The 20,556-nt window shown below is 34.0% G+C and carries 15 protein-coding genes and 2 pseudogenes; 11 read left to right on the forward strand and 6 right to left on the reverse strand.

The window, feature by feature from the left end:
• Positions 1-152 (forward strand): annotated as a pseudogene (locus ABF281_RS08350) (lipoyl synthase); the annotation flags it as partial.
• A 217-nt stretch (positions 153-369) separates the two neighbouring features.
• Here ABF281_RS08350 and ABF281_RS08355 read toward each other — a convergent pair.
• A complete protein-coding gene (locus tag ABF281_RS08355; RefSeq protein WP_347181222.1) occupies positions 370-1,605 on the reverse strand; it encodes an FtsX-like permease family protein in 1,236 nt (411 codons plus the stop codon).
• Positions 1,606-1,611: 6 nt separating this feature from the next.
• Here ABF281_RS08355 and ABF281_RS08360 point away from each other — a divergent pair, with 6 nt between their 5' ends.
• Positions 1,612-2,808, forward strand: a complete 1,197-nt coding sequence (locus tag ABF281_RS08360) for a DUF1343 domain-containing protein (RefSeq protein WP_347181223.1) — start codon at positions 1,612-1,614, stop codon at positions 2,806-2,808.
• Here the strand turns inward: ABF281_RS08360 and ABF281_RS08365 are convergent.
• Both ABF281_RS08365 and ABF281_RS08370 read right to left on the reverse strand, forming a co-directional pair.
• Positions 2,805-3,152 carry a hypothetical protein gene (locus tag ABF281_RS08365; RefSeq protein WP_347181224.1) on the reverse strand — a complete coding sequence of 116 codons (348 nt, stop codon included), beginning with the start codon at positions 3,150-3,152 and terminating at the stop codon, positions 2,805-2,807. The genes ABF281_RS08360 and ABF281_RS08365 overlap by 4 nt on opposite strands.
• A gap of 3 nt (positions 3,153-3,155) precedes the next feature.
• The gene (locus ABF281_RS08370) at positions 3,156-3,698 is read right to left on the reverse strand and encodes a YkgJ family cysteine cluster protein (protein WP_347181225.1); all 543 of its coding nucleotides are present in this window, start codon (positions 3,696-3,698) and stop codon (positions 3,156-3,158) included.
• 394 nt (positions 3,699-4,092) lie between these two features.
• Between ABF281_RS08370 and ABF281_RS08375 the strand changes: the two genes are divergently transcribed.
• The 7 genes from ABF281_RS08375 to ABF281_RS08405 all read left to right on the forward strand — a co-directional run bounded on the left by ABF281_RS08375 (position 4,093) and on the right by ABF281_RS08405 (position 14,313).
• A complete protein-coding gene (locus ABF281_RS08375) occupies positions 4,093-7,257 on the forward strand; it encodes a SusC/RagA family TonB-linked outer membrane protein (protein ID WP_347181226.1) in 3,165 nt (1,054 codons plus the stop codon).
• 10 nt (positions 7,258-7,267) lie between these two features.
• The gene (locus ABF281_RS08380) at positions 7,268-8,800 is read left to right on the forward strand and encodes a SusD/RagB family nutrient-binding outer membrane lipoprotein (protein ID WP_347181227.1); all 1,533 of its coding nucleotides are present in this window, start codon (positions 7,268-7,270) and stop codon (positions 8,798-8,800) included.
• Positions 8,801-8,826: 26 nt separating this feature from the next.
• A complete protein-coding gene (locus ABF281_RS08385; protein WP_347181228.1) occupies positions 8,827-9,498 on the forward strand; it encodes an immunoglobulin-like domain-containing protein in 672 nt (223 codons plus the stop codon).
• 16 nt (positions 9,499-9,514) lie between these two features.
• Positions 9,515-10,207: a lipid-binding protein gene (locus tag ABF281_RS08390; RefSeq protein ID WP_347181229.1), complete on the forward strand. Its 693-nt coding sequence runs from the start codon at positions 9,515-9,517 to the stop codon at positions 10,205-10,207.
• A 225-nt stretch (positions 10,208-10,432) separates the two neighbouring features.
• Positions 10,433-12,205: an arginine--tRNA ligase gene (gene argS, locus ABF281_RS08395; RefSeq protein WP_347181230.1), complete on the forward strand. Its 1,773-nt coding sequence runs from the start codon at positions 10,433-10,435 to the stop codon at positions 12,203-12,205.
• 118 nt (positions 12,206-12,323) lie between these two features.
• Positions 12,324-13,712: a dihydrolipoyl dehydrogenase gene (gene lpdA / locus ABF281_RS08400; protein ID WP_347181231.1), complete on the forward strand. Its 1,389-nt coding sequence runs from the start codon at positions 12,324-12,326 to the stop codon at positions 13,710-13,712.
• Positions 13,713-13,884: 172 nt separating this feature from the next.
• On the forward strand, positions 13,885-14,313 hold the full coding sequence (locus ABF281_RS08405; RefSeq protein WP_347181232.1) for a peptidylprolyl isomerase: 429 nt from the start codon (positions 13,885-13,887) through the stop codon (positions 14,311-14,313).
• Between the two features lie 63 nt (positions 14,314-14,376).
• Here the strand turns inward: ABF281_RS08405 and ABF281_RS08410 are convergent, their stop codons facing one another.
• The 3 genes from ABF281_RS08410 to ABF281_RS08420 are packed head-to-tail and all read right to left on the reverse strand — an operon-like array spanning position 14,377 to position 17,737.
• Positions 14,377-14,793: a transcriptional repressor gene (locus tag ABF281_RS08410; protein WP_347181233.1), complete on the reverse strand. Its 417-nt coding sequence runs from the start codon at positions 14,791-14,793 to the stop codon at positions 14,377-14,379.
• Positions 14,794-14,797: 4 nt separating this feature from the next.
• Positions 14,798-17,092: a TonB-dependent receptor gene (locus ABF281_RS08415; RefSeq protein WP_347181234.1), complete on the reverse strand. Its 2,295-nt coding sequence runs from the start codon at positions 17,090-17,092 to the stop codon at positions 14,798-14,800.
• Between the two features lie 54 nt (positions 17,093-17,146).
• Positions 17,147-17,737 (reverse strand): hypothetical protein, encoded by a 591-nt coding sequence (locus ABF281_RS08420; protein WP_347181235.1) that lies wholly within the window; start codon positions 17,735-17,737, stop codon positions 17,147-17,149.
• 331 nt (positions 17,738-18,068) lie between these two features.
• Between ABF281_RS08420 and pepT the strand changes: the two are divergent.
• Positions 18,069-19,311, forward strand: a pseudogene (gene pepT / locus ABF281_RS08425) (peptidase T).
• A 1-nt stretch (position 19,312) separates the two neighbouring features.
• Positions 19,313-20,521 carry a diaminopimelate decarboxylase gene (lysA, locus tag ABF281_RS08430; RefSeq protein ID WP_347181236.1) on the forward strand — a complete coding sequence of 403 codons (1,209 nt, stop codon included), beginning with the start codon at positions 19,313-19,315 and terminating at the stop codon, positions 20,519-20,521.
• Positions 20,522-20,556 lie beyond the last annotated feature (35 nt).

Here is a 20,556-nt window from a genome sequence, read left to right on the forward strand (position 1 = left end):
AACCCAGTAAAAAACATTTGCCTGTAAAAGAATACATTACTCCTGAACTCTTTAAAGAATATGAGGTTTACGCAAAATCTCTAGGATTCAAGCACGTTGAAAGTTCTGCCTTGGTAAGGTCCTCATACCATGCAAAAAAACACGTAAACTAAACTATGGCATGATAATTGTAATTAATTAAATATAGTTTACATAGTTTTTTATAGTTTAGTTAGTTAGAAAAATCCTTCATTTAAGAATGAAGGATTTTTTTAATTTTTAAAAAAACCTATTTTGGCACAGTTATTGGTAATATGCTTTTATAGTTTCATAGTTTAAATAGTTTAGTTAGTTAAAAAATCCTCCACATTCAAATCGGAGGGTTTTTTTTTATGAAAATTTCAAAGTTTTGGCTGGACTAATTTTGGTAATAATATAAGAAGGAATCAACATCATCAAAGTACACAAAATGAGGGTACTCACGTTCAAAACAAGTATTTGACTTATAGAAATATAAACTGGTGCAACTTGAACATAATAGTTATGAGGATCTAAAGTAACGAGTTCAAATTGGAACTGTAAAAAAATAAGAAACAACCCCAATATATTTCCAATTAACAAGCCTCTACCAATGATATAAGAAGCATTATACAAAAATACCTTCCTAATCGACCAGCTATTTGTTCCTAATGTTTTTAAGACTCCAATGAGCTGAGTTCTTTCTAAAATCATAACCAATAATGTAGTGATCATATTGATTCCAGCTACAATCATCATAATGATGATGATGATTGCAATATTACCATCAAACAACTGTAGCCATTGGAAAATCTGCGGAAATTGTTCAAACAGGCTTTGACTATCTAAAGTAACTCCAATAGCTTGGTAAATCTCTTTTGACTTTTTTTCTATTTGATCAAAATCTTCCACGAAAACCTCAAAGCCTCCTACTTGATTATCGTCCCACTTATTCAATCCTCGAATTTGATTGATATCACCTATTACAATATTCTTATCAAACTCTTCAAAACCAGTATCATAAATCCCCGAAACATGATACACTCTTCTTTTTGGCAAAATATTGGATTCTTGTTTGATAAAAAAAGTATCGAAGGTGTCTCCAACCTCTAGTTGCATTCTATCTGAAATGATTTTAGAAATCAATACCTTTTTGGACTGCTGATCTGAAAACTGCGGTAATTCTCCAGCAACTAAATATTCTTGAAAAAAAGACCAATCATAATTTTCTCCTACACCTTTTAACACTATTCCTTCAAAAGTCTTTTCATCCCTAATGATTCCTGCTCTTGTGGCAAAAACTTGAATATGTTTTATACCCGATACCGTTTTAAATTGAGGGTAAAAATCTTGTTCTATTGAAATTGGATTTTGTGTTGTCTTAGAAGAATTGTTATCATAATTACTAATTACTACGTGACCATTAAAACCGGCAACTTTATCTCTTATTTTTCTTTGTAAGCCTATTCCAGTAGCAATGGAAATTATCATCATCATCATACCCAATGCTATCGCTATAATTGCTATTTTTACAATAGGTGAAGAAATACTATTTTTATATTCCTTAGACCTTGAAAGCCTATTCGCTATAAATAATTCTAAATTCAAATACTTATGCCTTTTAAAATGGTTCTCAAAAATACATTTTTAATTCTTTTGTTTTCCTCATTTCTTTCAATAACCTCAGGCAAAGCACAAAATAAATCCACAAATAGAGACATCATCGTTGGTGCACAGAAAATAGAAACTTATCTACCGATGTTAATCGATAAAAAAGTTGGAGTGGTTGCCAATCAGACTTCTGTCATTTTTAAAAAAGAGGCACACACACACCTTATCGATTCCTTGATCCAACTTAAGATCAATATCATTAAAGTTTTTTCTCCTGAACATGGATTTAGAGGCACATATGACGCGGCAGAACATGTAAGCAATAGCACTGATCCTAAAACAGGGCTACCGATAATTTCTTTACACGGCAAACATAAAAAACCAACTATTCCCGACTTAAAAAATTTAGATGTAATTCTTTTTGACATACAGGATGTGGGCGTCAGATTTTACACCTTTCTTTCCACCCTACATTTGGTTATGGAAGCTTGTAGTGAAAACAATATACCTGTCATATTGCTAGATAGACCCAACCCTAACGGACATTATATTGATGGCCCTACTTTGAAAACAAAATACAGCTCTTTCGTGGGAAAACACCCTGTACCACTAGTATATGGTATGACAATAGGAGAATATGCTGACATGATAAATGGGGAGAAATGGTTGAAAAATGAAACGGTGTGTGATTTAACAATCGTTCCTTTAACCAACTACACACATCAAAAAGAATACCATCTGCCAATCAAACCCTCACCCAACCTACCCAATGCTGTTGCCATCAATCTATACCCTAGTCTTGGCTTTTTTGAAGGCACTCCAATTAATGCAGGTAGAGGGACAAATCATCAATTCCAACAATACGGAAGCGCTAAGTTCCCAAACTCAAGCTTTGGTTATACACCCCAAAGCAACAAGGGCAGCAAAAACCCAAAAGACAAGAATAAATTGTGCCATGGCATAACGCTAAAAAACACCCCAAGGCTCAACAAAATAAACATCAAATGGTTGATAGATGCTTATGAAAAATACCCTGTCAAAGAAAAATTTTTCGGAGCAACTTTCACCAGTCACGTTGGAGACACGCTCTTAAGACATCAGCTAAAAGAAAAATATACCGCTAAGCAAATAGAGGAAAGCTGGAACAAAGACCTTGATAAATTTAAACGCATAAGAGCTAAATATTTACTTTACCCTTAGGAAGGGATAGAAACCAAATGAAAAACAAACCCCTTTGAAGTAAATTTTAAACGTTTGATAAAAGCAGAAGTATGACCCAAACTAAGCTTCATTTTTTTGGCACCTGAGATTGGCTTCAAAAAATCAATCAACTTGTCTCTTAAAATCAAATCTTCTATTTCAAAAAATGAGTAAGCATACTTATTTTGTCTGATGCTATTAAAATCTAAATCTTTACTAAAATCAAACGATAAAACAATGGAATCTTCATTGGTGATAGCCTCAAAATTCTTAGCAAAAAACTCACAATCAGGAAGATCATCAGCATAACAAAAACCAAAAAAATTAGAAGTTCTGAGAACCATTATTTAATTTTTATCACGAAATTTTCTTGGCGTATTACTCAGCGGAATTGCTTTCTTTAAGGATTCAACAATATTGTACGCTGCGGGACATACTGATGTATTTGTAACGGTTAAATCGGTTAACTGGATAAACTTTTTTCTGTTGGTATGAGGATACTCCGCACATGCTTTTGGTCTTACATCATAAATAAAACAAGTATTATCTCTTTCATCTAAAAATGTACAAGGGGCAGATTTCAACACATAACAATCGTCTTCGTCACGTTCTAAATATGTTTCCATAAACTTTTGCTCTTTCATGCGTAGATGCTTCGCAATACGAGAGATATCATTGGAAAAAAACATTGGACTTGTTGTCTTACAACAATTGGCGCAAGTCATACAATCTGTGCGCTCAAATTCCTTATCGTGCAAATCTTGAACCACATAATCTAAATTCTTAGGGGTTCTTTTTTTTAATTTCTTAAAGTAAGAAATGTTTTCTTTTTTGGCTTTCAGAGCTTTGATTGGTAACTCTTGTAAAAAATTTTCTGACGTTGTAGACATTTTACAAATTTACTATTTAAGGATTTAATAATGTTTATCATATGAAATAAAAACATTGTGGAATATGGAATTTACAAAACCAGTTAATATTATTGTTTTGTTAAGTTTTATCGTTAAAAAATAAATAAAATATAAATAACGTCATTATAATTTGTTTTTTTTATAAATAATTTTGTAGGTTTATATTATTAAGAAGAAATTAAACCTCAATTTTTTTTACTTTGAGACAACTCAAATCATCTAAAGTCTAACCTAGTAGATGATAAAAATCATCGTATTGATAATTTTCACCATAGCAGTGTTCTTTTAATTTATTCTTAAACTCATAAACGCTGAGCCATTCTGAATATCTAAAGGCTAGTTTATTAATATTTAACTAAAACAATAAAAAGGCATGAAACTAAAGACCCCTCAAATTTTAATATTGTTACTGGTATCTACCCTTCAACTTTCGTTTGCCCAATCAAAAATCATCATGGGTACGGTAACAAACGCTTCTGGCCCTATTCCGGGTGTAAATGTTGCCATCAAAGGCACTTCCAATATTACATTGACCGATTTTGATGGAAACTACAAGATCAGTGCTAACGAAGGAGATATTATTATATATAGTTATGTAGGAATGCTTACGGCAGAAAAAACTGTAAGCAAAACCCATACTATAAATGTACAATTAAAAGAAAGTGTAGAATCTTTAAAACAAGTCGTTGTAACTGCATTAGGAATTTCTAAAGCCAAAAAAACTGTAGGTTATGCTATTTCGGAATATCATGGAGAAGAAATTTCTGAAACTCAAACCATCAATCCTATCAATGCTTTGCAGGGAAAAGTTTCTGGATTAGACATCTCTGCTCCCCCTACTCCTGGAGGGACACAAAACGTAATCATCCGTGGAGCCTCTTCTTTTGATAACATCCAACCTTTATATATTGTTGATGGAATCCCAATTACCAATATACAAAGTCGTGGAGGAGACAATTTAAATTCTCAAGCTGACTATGGTTCTGGTATAAACGGAATCAATCCTGATGACATAGAAAAATTAACTGTTTTAAAAGGTGCAGCGGCTACAGCATTATATGGATCAAGGGCTGCAAACGGGGTCATTTTGATTACGACCAAAAGTGGTGAAGACGGAAAACTAAAAGTTAATTTTAATAGTTCACTAACCATTAGCAAAGTTGGTTTTTTGCCTAAAAGACAAACTCAGTTTGGTCAAGGTTGGAGTGGTGATAGAGCGCTTGATGAAAATGGAAATTGGGGAGCAGAATACGATGGTGTAGACAGAGTTTGGGGTAATATTGTTGACAACAGTCAACAAATAAAACCCAACCTATATCTGGAAAACAATTTAAGAGATTTTTACGATTATGGTCAAAACTTTAAAAATTCTATTTCTCTTTCTGGGGGGTCTAAGACCAATACATTTTTTTTATCTGCCTCTCATAATAAAATTGATGGAGTAATACCTACCAATAGTGATTCTTACAACAGGTACACTTTATCCACCAAAGGTTCTCACACCGTTGACAAACTTAAATTGAGTTCCTCAATTAATTTTAGTAAGGAAAGAATTAGTGTTGTCCCTTCTGGTCAAGGAACCTCTTTGAGTAGGTCTTTAAATGAAATCGCTAATGAATTATCAATTGTAGATTTTAAGGATCTAGAAAATAAATTTAACAATTTAGACAATTACTTTACTCCATACGGTGTAAATCCTTATTTTATCTTAGACCAAAACAGTGCGATACAAAACAAACATAAATTTTTTGGAAAAGGGGAAGCAGAATATAACGTCTCAGATCAGCTAAAAGTCATCTATCGTTTTTCAGGAGATTATGAATCTTACACCTCAAACAAAACAACAGGAATTATTGCTTATTCAGAAGGATCGCACAACGAAGGATCTAGCACTGAAACTCCTGGAGAGTATATCCAAACAAAAGGAGAGAGAATACAATTTAGCCACGATGCAATGCTGACCTTCAGCAAAGATTTTACTAAAGATTTTTCTGTAAACACACTAGTAGGGTTAAATATAAATGAAAGAAGTAGAAGTTCTTTAACAGGAAGTATCTCTTCTATTGATGTACCAAATTTCTACCATTTAAGTAATACTTTGGCGACAGCTACGGCAACACAAACCAGTAGAAAAAGAAGATTAGTGGGTGCTTATATAAGTGCAGACCTAGGATTTAAAGAATATCTTTATCTGAATGCAACCTTAAGAAATGACTGGTCTTCCACTTTACCACTAGACAACAATTCCTTCTTATATGGTGGAGTAAATACTAGTTTTATCTTAAGTGAATTTTTAACGAGTATCAAATCCAAACCTGAATTTTTAACACTCTCTAAGTTTAGAATTGCCTATGGTTCTACTGGAGATGACACAGATTCATATAAAGTTTATGACCGCTATGTGGTAGGATCTTCTACAAATCCAGGATATCCAGATATTGATGACTTGATATTTCCGCTAGGAGGTGTAAACTCTTATACCGTATCCAATGTATTGGGGAATAGCAATCTAAAGCCACAAATCACTAGTGAGTTTGAAATTGGTTTAGAAAATAGTTTTTTTCGCAACAGGTTTGGTTTTGAAATCTCTTATTATAACAAATTGACTGAAGACTTAATCAACACACTACCCATTGACCCATCATCAGGATATACACAAATCACCACTAACCTAGGAAACATTAGAAACAGAGGTGTCGAATTGAATGTAAATGTTGTTCCCGTTAAAACCAAAGATTTTAAATGGGTCATGAATTGGGCATACACCAAAAACAATAACATGATTGAAAAATTAAATGTTGAAGAAGTGCTTTTAGCAGGTTTTGGGAATGGTTCAGGTATTTATGCCTTAGAAGGTATGCCTATAGGCCAATATAAATTTACACAATCAGAAGTAGTCGATGTTAATGGTATAGAAAGTATAGTTGTAGATGGCAATGGAAATCCCCAACAGACAAGTGATCCAATTTTATCAGGAAAGGACATCAATGAAAAATTTCGAGCAGGATTAACCAATACATTTACCTACAAAGGAGTTAGTTTGAGGGGAACCTTAGACTTAAAATATGGAGGTTATATTTACTCTGGAACCAAAGATTACATGCACTGGGTAGGAAGTTCTCCTGAAAGTGTATTGAATGATAGAAATGCCTTTATCATTCCTAATTCTGTGGTACGAAATAGTGATGGCTCCTACTCAGAAAACAATACGCCTGTTAACCCAACAGCACTACATACCTTTTATAGCAATGGTGGATTTGATGGAGAATCATATTCCGTCATAGATAAATCCTATTTAAAACTCCGAAATGTAATTTTATCTTATGCGCTGCCTGAAAAGTTTTGTAATAAAATAAAAGTCTCCAAAATAGCCCTCTCGCTTACGGCAAATAACTTCTTGCTTTGGAAACACAAAGACAATCATTATATAGATCCAGAAACCACAACTTTTGGAAATAATGTCGACGCAAAATTTGGAGAATACAATGCAAATCCAAATCAAGAAACATACACTTTTGGAGTAAACATTCAATTATAAAACTACCGATATGAAAAGACAATTATTGAAAATAACATCCGTTTTTCTTTTAATTTTCACAATAAGTTGTGAGGACTATTTAGATATCAATGAGGATCCAAACGTATTGAGCAGTACGGATCAAGCTAAAATTATTTTACCCACAGCAGAAGTAAACCTTGCAAATACACTTATGGGTTGGGATCTAGGTTTCGGGGGAGGATTTTGGTCAGAATACTGGACTCAATCCTACACAGCTTCTCAGTTTAAGACCCTTTGTGAATATGAAGATGGAAGTGCTACAAGTTTTGAAAACGCCTACGAAAAACTTACCGCTGGTGTATTGATAGACACCCAAAGAATTAAAGCCCTCGCATTGGCAAATGAAGAAACTGGATATGTATATATCAGTGAGGCTTTAGCTATTTACACCTGGCAAGTAATAACAGATTTATGGGGAGAAATCCCTTATACAGAAGCTCTAAAGGGAAATACTGGTGTACTAGCACCTGCTTTTGAAAAAGGTGAAGATATTTATGTTGACTTGGAAGTAAGAGTCGATCAATTACTAGCGACGGATATAAATACGCTTTCTGAGATTGACGCTGATTATGATTTCATATACGGTGGGGATTTGACCAAATGGAAACAATTTGTAAACTCATTAAAATTAAAAATTATGATGAGACAATCTGAAACCGAATTCTACAATAATGATGAGGTCATTTCATTTGTCAGCGGTACTACATTTTTATCTGAATCCGCTAAGATATCTGGCTCCTATTGGAAGGATAGTGAAGAAGAAAAAAGACATCCAATGAGAGAATTTGAAGAAGGGGGAGCAAGTTATTTATCAACAAACGTGATTGGTTGTAAAAACTTCATAGACTACCTAAAAAGCAATGGAGACCCAAGATTAGAGGTGCTATTTGTAACTTCTGAAGATGAGCATGAAGGTGCTTTTTTTGGAGATTTTGATGCTCGAGCGGATTCAGATGCTGATGGTATTTTGGACGCTGATGAGTCCTACAGTAAAGCTTCATTTGCCCCTGATTCCCCCTTGATGATACTCTCAGATTGGGAAATTAATTTCTTTATCGCAGAAGCTCATGCAAGAGCTGGTGATGTAATCAAAGCCAAACAACATTATGACCTTGGAGTGTTGAACTCTTTTACCCAACATGGAATTAATGACAAGAGTATAATTGTATCCGGATATGCAAGCTGGGTAAATGGAAACGTAGAAGAGAATATCAAACAAATCGCAATGCAAAAATGGGTAGCAAATGCTCACTATCAACATTGTGAATCCTTTATAGAACGCAATAGAACCAAATACCCAACAGTCGATGAAATTGACATCAAGTTGGATAGACAAGAAGCAAGTAGAAACTTTCCAATAGGTTCTCTTACCATATCTGTAAACGGTAGAGATAAAACCAACGGTTTTCTCCCTTCTTCACCCATATATCCTTCTGACATATTGGGAAGAAACACAAATGCTCCTGGACAAAAAAGAGACTTACTAGAAAAAATTTGGTGGGATAAAAAAACAGGGAAATAATAGTACAAACCTTAAAAAAAGAAACCATGAAAAAAACAATTTTTCAAATCATTCCAATCATAGTCCTCCTATTTTTTAGTTCATGTGATCAGGATTTAGACACAGAGGGAATCTCAAGGACAACCTATTACAATGAAATTGAATTGATAGGAGAAAACAACTTGGTAATCGTTCAAAACGACACCTATACAGAGTTCGGGGCTTTGGCTAAGGAAGATGGAGTTGATGTCAGCAAAAATATAGATATAACGGATGATATTGATACCTCGAAAACAGGTCATTATGTTGTTTCCTATTACATTGAAAATGTAGATGGGTTTGGTAAAACAATAACACGCGATGTATTTGTGTTGCCTGAAAACAGATTGATTAGTGACTACTACAACGGAAGCTATACGGGTGACAATTCGGATGGAAGCTTTGCAGGAGCGTGTGAAATCTCACATTTGGGAAATGGACTTTATCATTGTGATGATTTGATTGGAGGAAGGTATAACCTTGGGAGAGGCTATGGACCGACCTATAAAATACCCGGATACTTTTACATTACTAGTGATGGAAGCAGCTACGAAGCACTTCTCACCAGTTCACCTTGGGGACCATGGGAAGTTATCGAACAAAGCTTAACAGGTACTGTATTCAGCCATTGTATGCAAATAGGTACATTTTCAACTCCAAGCACACTAACAAAAGAATAACTCAAAAATTACAAACATGAAGAAACTAAAATTTATTTGCAATACGCTGTTTGGATTGCTTCTCATGGCCACAATATTTCTTACTTCTTGCCATGAAAAACTTGAAGTATGGGATAGTGAAACATTAGACTATTCAGGTACCTACTTTTGGCAATTATATGATGAAAACTTTACAGAACCAATTGAAGATTATCATCACGACATACAATTAATGATCTATAATACTTCCGAAAATATTCAAAACAAAGTATGGATAGAAGATACTAATCATGTCTTTCCATTAAAAAGTAAATTTACATTTACGGGAGATTCTAAATTGTTTAAAAGTGAAACTCAAGACTTTGATGAGATTGAGAACAATGAATACGCAATAGAGACCCCAACAACAAAACCGACGGGCATAGGAGAAACCATTACAGAAGATAGAGATTACATCAGAGCTATAGTTTTAGAAGGTAAAATATTAACAGATGCAGCAACAACAATCTCTGGAAATCCTGTGGATAGTATTTACATCAAATTAAAACTACTCAGTGGCTCTGTTAGTTTTAAGAGTTATGAACTTCCCGAAGCATTAAGAGCCAATCCTGAAGAACGAGAATTCGATTGGGAATATACCCACGCAACCTACGACAGCACCAACACCGCTGACGAAACCTATATACTCTCGGGTCACAGAAAAACTGGTTTCGTTGAAGATGATCATTAAAATTCATTCAACAATACTTAAATCCTGGGGTTCAAATTTTTGAAGTCCAGGATTTTTTTGATCAATTCTCAGTTCTTTTTCTATTGTTATCTGATAAATTCAAACACTATTTTTGACACATTACCGAAACATCAGTCAAAAATATTTGACTTTTACAAAATCAATCAACACCTCCTATAATCGTTTAAATTATGTACTTTTGCCACTCAACAGAAATAAATACAGATGAGTATCCAAAATCATATAGAAAGTGTTGTTAAAAAGGCAATCAAAGAAATTTTTAAAATAGAAATTTCATCCGTAGAATTTCAAGCGACTCGAAAAGAATTCGAAGGAGATCTGACGATTGTGGTCTTTGCTTTATTAAAATTCGTGAAAGGTAATCCTGTACAGATTGGAACTCAAGTTGGCGAATATTTAAAGTCCAACATCAATATGGTTACTGATTTTAATGTAGTAAAAGGGTTTTTGAATATTTCAATTGACGCTAGTTATTATGTAGATCGTTTTTACGAAATCTATGATGATCAAAATTATGGGGTCATCACACCTCATCAAAAGGACAAATCAGTGATGATAGAATACTCCTCCCCTAACACAAACAAACCCCTACATCTGGGTCATGTTAGAAACAACTTATTGGGGTTTTCAATAGCTGAAATTATAGCGGCTAGTGGAAAAAAAGTTTATAAAACTCAAATCATTAACGATCGTGGGATACATATATGTAAAAGTATGTTGGCCTGGCAAAAATTTGGAAATGGTGCAACACCTGAAAACACTGGCCTAAAAGGAGATAAATTGGTAGGAAACTACTATGTAGCTTTTGACAAAGCCTACAAAGAAGAAATCAACAGTCTAATGGCTGAAGGAAAGACCGAAGAAGTAGCAAAAAAAGAAGCTCCTATTTTAATTGAAGCACAAGATATGCTACGAAAATGGGAAGCTGGAGATCATGAAGTTGTAACACTTTGGAAGACGATGAACCAATGGGTCTATGATGGTTTTGCTGTTTCTTACAAAAATCTAGGAGTTACATTTGATCAAAACTACTACGAAAGTGAAACCTATCTTTTAGGTAAAGATTGTGTGCAAAACGGATTAGACAAAGGGGTGTTTTACAAAAAAGAGGATGGGTCTGTTTGGATTGATTTAACGGATGAAGGATTGGACGAAAAACTAGTCCTTCGAAGTGATGGAACATCTGTATATATTACCCAAGATTTAGGAACTGCTATCCAGCGTTTCAAAGAATTTGATATTGATGCTTTGACTTACACTGTGGGAAATGAACAAGACTATCATTTCAAGGTCTTGTTTTTAATTCTAAAAAAACTAGGTTTCGCATGGGCCGAAAACATGTACCACTTGTCTTACGGTATGGTAGATTTACCAACAGGTAAAATGAAATCTAGAGAGGGAACTGTAGTGGACGCAGATGATTTGATGGTCGAAATGGTCAACACCGCTCGAGATATTTCTCAAGAACTAGGAAAACTTGAGGGATATTCTGAAAATGAAAAGGAGAAACTATTCAAAATGATAGGGATGGGTGCATTAAAATATTTCATTTTAAAAGTAGACCCAAAAAAGAGAATTTTATTTGATCCAAAAGAATCTATAGATTTTAATGGAAATACAGGGCCTTTTATACAATACACATATGCAAGAATACAATCCATCTTGAGGAAAGCTAATTTTGATTATTCTTCAAAGCAAAACATCAAAGCCTCAGATAAAGAATTGTCTGTTATCAAAACTCTGCAAGAGTATCGTAACACTGTAGCCTTAGCTGCAAAGAATCACAGTCCTGCTATTATTTGTAATTACACTTATGATTTGGTTAAAGAATATAATTCTTTCTACCAAAGTTCATACATTTTGGGATGTGAGGATGAAGCTCTTAAAATATTTAGAACACAATTATCCTCGAAAGTAGCAGATACCATCAAGTCTGCTTTTCTCTTATTAGGAATAGAAGTACCTGAAAGAATGTAAAATGTATTCCTTATTTATAGAACTGTAATTTCTACCTTTCTAACCTATGTAAAATGATTTTGAATGATTACATTTGCATACATTTTAAAACTCAATAATTAGATTAAAAAATACACATATGAAATACGACGTTATTGTTATCGGAAGTGGACCTGGAGGATATGTTACTGCAATTAGAGCTTCTCAATTGGGATTAAAAACTGCTGTGATAGAAAAAGAATCTTTAGGTGGAATCTGTTTGAATTGGGGATGTATTCCTACAAAAGCTTTGTTAAAGAGTGCTCAAGTATATGAATATCTAAAACATGTTGATGACTACGGGTTAAAAGCTGAAGCGATTGACAAAGATTTTGAAGCTGTAATCAAACGTTCTCGTGGTGTTGCAGAAGGAATGAGTAAAGGAATTGAATTCCTAATGAAAAAGAACAAAATAGATGTCATTCTCGGAACTGGAAAGGTTAAGCCCGGAAAGAAGGTAGATGTCACGGATGCAGATGGTAAAGTTACTGAACTTGATGCAGATCATATCATCATTGCTACAGGAGCTCGTTCAAGAGAACTACCAAACCTACCACAAGATGGTAAGAAAGTTATTGGATACCGAAAAGCGATGACATTACCCGAACAACCAAAGAAAATGATTGTTGTAGGTTCTGGTGCCATTGGTGTTGAATTTGCACACTTTTATAATTCAATGGGGACAGACGTGACAATTGTTGAGTTTATGCCAAATGTAGTGCCTGTTGAAGACGAAGAAGTATCTAAAGCTTTTGGAAATTCCTTGAAAAAATCTGGAATCAAACTGATGCTAAATTCTTCTGTTGAATCTATTGATACTTCTGGAGATGGTGTAATTGCAACTGTTAAAACAAAAAAAGGAGAAGAAAAAATAGAAGCTGATGTATTGCTATCAGCTGTTGGAATCAAAACAAATATTGAAAACATTGGGCTAGAAGATGTTGGAATTGTTGTAGATAGAGATAAAATCATTGTTAATGACTACTACCAAACAAACATTCCTGGTTATTATGCGATAGGTGATGTTGTTCCTGGACAAGCTTTAGCACACGTAGCTTCAGCAGAGGGTATTACATGTGTTGAAAAAATTGCAGGTTTACACACAGAATCAATTGATTACGGAAATATTCCTGGATGTACATATGCCTCACCTGAAATTGCATCAGTTGGATTAACTGAAAAAGCGGCTAAGGAAGCTGGATATGATATAAAAGTTGGGAAATTCCCTTTTTCTGCATCAGGAAAAGCTTCTGCTGCTGGAACAAAAGAAGGATTTGTCAAAGTAATTTTTGATGCCAAATATGGTGAATGGCTAGGATGTCATATGATTGGTGCAGGAGTCACAGATATGATTGCCGAAGCGGTTTTAGGTCGTAAACTTGAAACTACAGGTCATGAAGTATTAAAAACAGTTCACCCTCACCCTACCATGTCAGAAGCTGTGATGGAAGCAGTTGCTGACGCTTATGATGAGGTAATCCACTTATAAAACAAATAAAATAAAGAAGAGAAAACAATATTGTTTTCTCTTCTTTATTTTTTGAGTAATATTTTTATTGCAAAAGATAAATAAAACGAGAATTAATTATAATTAGTCCATTTGTTTATCATCTTCTTTTACTAAAAACTTAAATTTGTAGCACACAAAACAAACGATACGTATGTCTCAAGCAAAACAAGGAAATAACGTTAAAGTTCACTACACAGGAAAACTTACAAACGAAAATGTATTTGACAGTTCCAGAGAAAGAGAACCTCTAGCATTTACTATCGGTGCAGGTCAAATGATACCTGGATTTGATGCCGCAGTAAACGGAATGACTGTTGGAGATCAAAAACAAGTAACCATACCAGCAGAGGAAGCTTATGGCTTAAGGAAAGAAGAAGCCGTTTTTAATCTTCCGAAAACCCAATTGCCAGAAGGCATGGAGCCTCAAGTAGGCATGCAACTACAAGCAAGTCGAGAAGATGGCCAAACACAAGCGCTACTAGTCGTTGGCGTAGAGGATACAGAAGTAATTCTAGATGCCAACCATCCACTAGCTGGTGAAGATCTAATCTTTGATATAGAACTAATTTCTATTGAATAAAAACTTTTTAAACTGATAAAAAAAATGAATTCAAAAATTATTTTCTTTCAAGTCTAGCAGTAGCTAAATACAGTTTTCACAAACACCACTCACTTCAATTTCGATTTGTTTGATGATCACATTAGGTATTTTTATTTGAACTGGATGGATAACATCTACACAAGAAACTTCCCGACACACTGTACATTTTAAATGAATATGTTTGTGATCATGACAATCTGACGTGCAATGTTGTCTACACCTCGCGTAATAAACATCATCGTTATTGACAAACGCTTTATGGATAATTCCTCCATCCAACAACACTTTTAAAGTCCTATATAATGTGACCCTATCAAAATTTTTTAAATTTTTTTGAATTTTGCTATAAGGTATTGCCGAAGTATAATTTGAAATAATAGTAAGCAGCTCTAAACGTCTGCTTGTTACCTTTAAATTTCTACTTCTCAATAAATTTTCTAAATCTCCTTTTTCTTTCATCCTTCTAGAACTTAACACAAAAACCGATGGTCATACTTCTTCCCAAATGATCTGAAAAATATCTCATTCGGTCTAAATAATCTCTGTACGTGACATTAAACATATTATCTATGCTACCATATAACTTTACATGAGTATGATAAACATAGATTTGTTTTTCAAAGTCAAAATTTAACAATTGATAGGCACTTGGCGCAGGTTTTATATCCTGCCAGTCTAACAAATGATGTTGTTTCCACCTATATCTATATTCAAATCCAACTGATGAATTTTTCAGAAATCCACCTTGGCTAGATTTATAATTGATTGTTAGGGCTGCATGGTTTGCTGGCATAGAAACTAGAGGTATATTTTTGCTTACATTATGACCTCTTAAAAAACTATACTTTGCCCCAAAACTCAATTCATCAGAAAACAGATAATTTGTACCAAAATCTAAACCAACTAAGCTAGCATCTGTTTGTAAGTACTCAAATAATGCAAATGTTCCTCTAATCGTTTTTATAAATTTATTTTGGGGTTGTAAGTAAATAAAATTATCTATATAATTTATATACATCATACCCTCAAAAAACCATTTTTGTAAAGCACTTCCTTTTAATCCAAGAGTTGATTTTATTCCAGTTTCTTTCTTCAAATTTACATTTCCGATTTCAAAACCACTTACCCCCTGATGTAATCCATAAGCGTATAGCTCATTTATATCTGGATTTCGTGAAGTCAACCCTAAATTTAAGGACCAATCAAAATATTTAGAAGTAACATAATTAGCACCTCCTGCCACACTGTAGTTCTGAAAATAATTAGTATAGTTTTCTACATTTCTTTCTTCGTTTCTATTAATATAGGCTACACTTTGATAAGTAAAATTATAACGAGCCCCCAACTCAAACTTCCAATTCTCTTTTTCTTTATCAAACAAAACAAACCCACCCAATTGGTGAGATAGATAATCAGGAATTAGAGGCAATATACCAGTATCAGGATCATTTGTATTGTCTGTAAAAGTATATTGAAGCCCTTTTTTTTCTGTCAAATCGTGTTGATGTAATTTGTAATGTTTGATTTCTATGAAATGATTTTGCTGGAACAAGCCCAATGCTGGTATATCAGAACGGTCAGCTCTACGAATATCATACTCTTCTCTTGTATCCAACTGCCCGGAATAAACGAACTCATACTTCTCATCTTTATTGATATTGACTATATTTTTCCATTTCAACAAATGGTGATGCACCTCTTGTCTTGGTGCATCGATAGCGTAAGAGAAATCTGTTTCGGTATATTGAGGTTGGTCAGCATTTAAGATTGCTTTGGCATAATCTGAGTCATTAAGCGTTACATGTGCCCCTCTTAAAATTCCTAAATTAGTATTGAAACTACTGATGTACCACTTTGATTGCCATTGATCTGAAAAATTATATTCCAATTGTAAAGCCGTATTCATTTCAGTATAACCGGTGTTGTTTAGGTAATATTTTGGTGTTTTAGCATCTCCATATTTTTTTAGGGTTCCCGAAATTTCCCAACCAAATTTATTCTTTTTTTGCTGTAAGCTATAATTTGCATTGTTACCCAAACCATTGCGCTCCGCTAAGTAAGTAAGACTACCATGGATGTGCGCATCTTTTTTTATGGTTCTAGGGATTACATTGATCACTGCTCCCAATCCACTTCCTTGATATTCTAAAGCAGCAACCCCTTTGACCACTTCAATACTACCTGCTGTTAGAGGATCTATTTCTGGTGCATGATCACTCCCCCACTGCTGTCCACTTTGGACAATATTATTGTTTAGAATCATTACCCTACTTCCATACAAACCATTAACAACTGGCTTTGCAATGCTATTTCCGTTATTTAGCGTTGTCACACCCAATAGGCCCTCTAGCTGATGGGCTAAACTTTTATTTGCCTTTTTTTGAATGGCTCGCGCTTTTACAACTTGGAGATTTTGGGTAGTGACCTCATGCGATTTTTGGGCTAAATGCACACCATCCAACCTATTGATCAAATGAGGCATTTCTATATCAATCTCTTTATTATTTTTGAAATCAATGGCTTGTTCTATGTCCTCACATCCAATATGACTGACAATTATATGGTATTCTCCTTTACAAATTTGACTCAATTCAAAATATCCTCTCTCATTTGTGATGGTTGATTTTGAAACTTCTTTTAAAGTAATGGTCGCGCCCGGTAATGGTAAGTGTGTAGCGTCATCTGTAATTTGTCCATAAATAGAATAAGTACATTGCTGTGCATAATTACTATGTTGTAAAAACAACATAGTAATCATTATGACAATATTAAACTTTATCTTAAGTAATGTCATTAATAAGAGTAACTAATTTTATAATGAGAACGTAATTTCAACATCTGTCTCCCCCCCTGCATTAGTAATATCACCAGAAGCTACCCCTAGAGCATTTTTAATCGGCTCATGTCTTAACGTGATCGTTAATTCTCCACCTTCAAAACTATCATCTGTTACAAAGGTAGTTTCCAAGCCAATTGGACTTCCATTTGAATCTACATCGGAATAAGAGATTTTTAATCCTTTGACAGAACTAAAAAACAATTGGTGTTCAGTAGATTCATTTAAAATCTCAGCATCTAAATCGAGATCCTCATGATCCTCGTGACCATCATCATCATGAAGTTCATGTGCATCATGCTCTTCTTGTTCGTTGAAAGAAATGACTGCATTGTATTCTGTATTGGCAACTAAACTTCCATTTTCAATTTCATCATTACTTACCAGTAAATCTCCATTTGCGTCATGCCAATGAAACGTTATTTCATCAGATCCTCCAATAGGCACAAGAGTTAAACTTACATTTGAAAACACTTCGTGTTCATGTGGAATTTCTGGGTTTTCTTTTTCACAGGATACGGCTAGTAAAGCTATCAATAAAACCTTTACTGTTTTTGTCAATTTCATAGTATATATTTAATGATTTTGTTGCAAATATAGATAAAAAACAACAAATGCAACAATGTTGCGTTTGTTGTTTTTTATCAACTGCTAAAATGACCTAATAATACATAGTTTTAACCAAAACTTAAACATCATTTTTGTTTGCGCATCTCTTTGAGTAAAAAAACTTTAATATTTATGATAAAGACTATCCTAATTTAAACCCTAGGCTCACAATATATCTTCTTAAGAGAAGAACTTTGCATCCTCGCGTAAAACAATAAAAAGGAAATTCGTTTTATTTTACAAAAATTTATTTCATAATGAATCACTTCGTTACTTTTGTATTTACATTATGATTTCAATGCAAAACATTTTAGAAAGGTTTATACGTTACGTCAAGATAGACACGCAATCTGACCCAAAAAATCCTGCTTTCCCAAGTACTGAAAAGCAGTGGGTATTGGCACGTCTACTAGAACAAGAACTTCTTGATCTTGGACTTTCTGAGGTACATCTAAGTGAACAATGTTATTTGACAGCAACACTCCCAAGTAATGTAGATCATGTAGTACCAGTTGTTGGGTTTGTTGCACATATCGATACCAGTCCAGATTTTAGTGGAAATAATGTAAATCCTCTTATTCATAGGAATTATGATGGGGGTAATATTGTATTAAACGCTGATCGACAAATTATACTCGACGCAACTTATTTTGAAGATATCCAGCAGTACAAAGGTCAAACTATTATTACCACAGATGGCACAACCTTGTTAGGGGCTGACGATAAAGCAGGTATTACAGAGATTGTAAGCGCAATGGAATATTTGATAAATAATCCTGAAGTGAAACACGGTAAAATAAGAATTTGTTTTACTCCTGATGAAGAAGTAGGGAAAGGCGCTCATCAATTCGATGTTGATCATTTTGGTGCTCATTGGGCATACACGATGGATGGTAGCCAAATTGGGGAATTAGAATATGAAAATTTCAATGCTGCTAAAGCCACCGTTACGGTTAAAGGTATAAATGTTCATCCGGGATATGCAAAACATAAAATGATCAATGCCATCACCATCTCGCAACAATTTATCAATGGCCTACCTTCTCACGAAGTTCCAGAACTAACAGAAGGACAAGAAGGATTTTATCACTTACATAACCTTACAGGAGATATAGAAAAAACCACACTTGAGTACATCATTAGGGATCACGATATAGAAAAATTTAAAGAACGTAAAGAAACGATGTTCTCTTTAGTATCTTCGCTAAATAAAAAAATGGGGAAAGAAATATTTTCTATAGACATAGAGGATCAATATTTCAATATGAAAGAAAAGATAGCTCCTGTTATGCATATTGTGAATATTGCTGCAGAAGCAATGAAAAAAGAAAATATAAACCCAATTTATAAAGCTATACGAGGGGGCACAGACGGGTCACAATTGTCATTCATGGGACTACCTTGCCCAAATATTTTTGCAGGAGGGCATAATTTTCAAGGTAAATATGAATACGTACCTTTAGAATCTTATAGTAAAAGCGACAAAAGTAATTATCAATATTGCTGAAATTACAGCAAATAAGTATCAATAAAATGAATCATCAATTTTTAATCTCTCTGACTGAGAAATACGGAGCTCCATTATATGTTTATAACGCAGATGTAATTGAACGTCAATACCAACGCATGACCAATGCTTTTTCATCAGTAAAGAATGTTAAACTTAATTATGCGGTTAAATCTAATACGAACGTAAATGTTTTAAAATTTTTAAAAAATTTAGGATCTGGGGGTGATTGTGTATCTATTCAAGAAATAAAATTATGTTTGGCTGCTGGATTTGAGGCAAAAAACATCTCTTATACCCCAAACGGAGTTTCTTTCAGTGAAATCAGTGAAGCAAAAGAACTGGGAGTTAAAATTACATTAGACAATTTATCTAGTTTAGAACGTTTTGGAAATGAATTTCCAGACACTCCTGTTTCCTTGAGAATCAACCCACACATAATGGCTGGAGGTAATGCTAAAATCTCTGTTGGGCACGTAGATTCTAAATTTGGTATCTCTCACACACAAATTGAAAACATCAAAGAGATTGTTAGCAAAGGAGGAATTCCAATCAATGGTGTTCATATGCACACAGGTTCCGATATTAAAGATCCAAACGCATTTGTTGAAGCCATGGAAATATTATTAGGAATAGCAAAACAATTTGACACCATAGATTTTATTGATTTGGGAAGCGGTTTTAAGGTTCCATATAAAGACGAAGATCATGAAACCAACTTAGAAGAATTGGGAGCTATATTGGGGGCTAGATTTAATGAATTTTGTAAGGATTACGGTAAAGATTTAAAATTGATATTTGAACCTGGGAAGTTTTTAGTTAGTGAGTCTGGTAAGTTTTTGGCAAAAGTAAATGTGATCAAACAAACACAAAACATTAATTTTGTGGGCGTAGATAGTGGTCTTAATCATTTAATGAGACCAATGATGTACGACGCTTACCACAGAGTCCACAACATTTCTAATCCTGATGGAAAAAAAGAAAATTATAATGTGGTTGGTTATATCTGTGAGACCGATACTTTTGCTGAGAGTAGGCAGCTAGGTAAAGTTAGCGAAGGAGATATTATTTGTATGGATAATGCTGGAGCTTATTGTTTTTCTATGTCATCTAACTATAACTCACGATTCAAACCTGCCGAGGTTTTGGTTATCAAAGGGCAAGATTTTTTGATTAGAGAAAGAGAAAAAATGGAAGATATCCTTAAAGGTCAAATTATAATTGACACTTTATAAAAAAACGCCAGTCTTTACGATTGGCGTTTTTTTAT

This window comes from Wenyingzhuangia sp., from assembly GCF_039768515.1.
Taxonomy (GTDB): domain Bacteria; phylum Bacteroidota; class Bacteroidia; order Flavobacteriales; family Flavobacteriaceae; genus Wenyingzhuangia.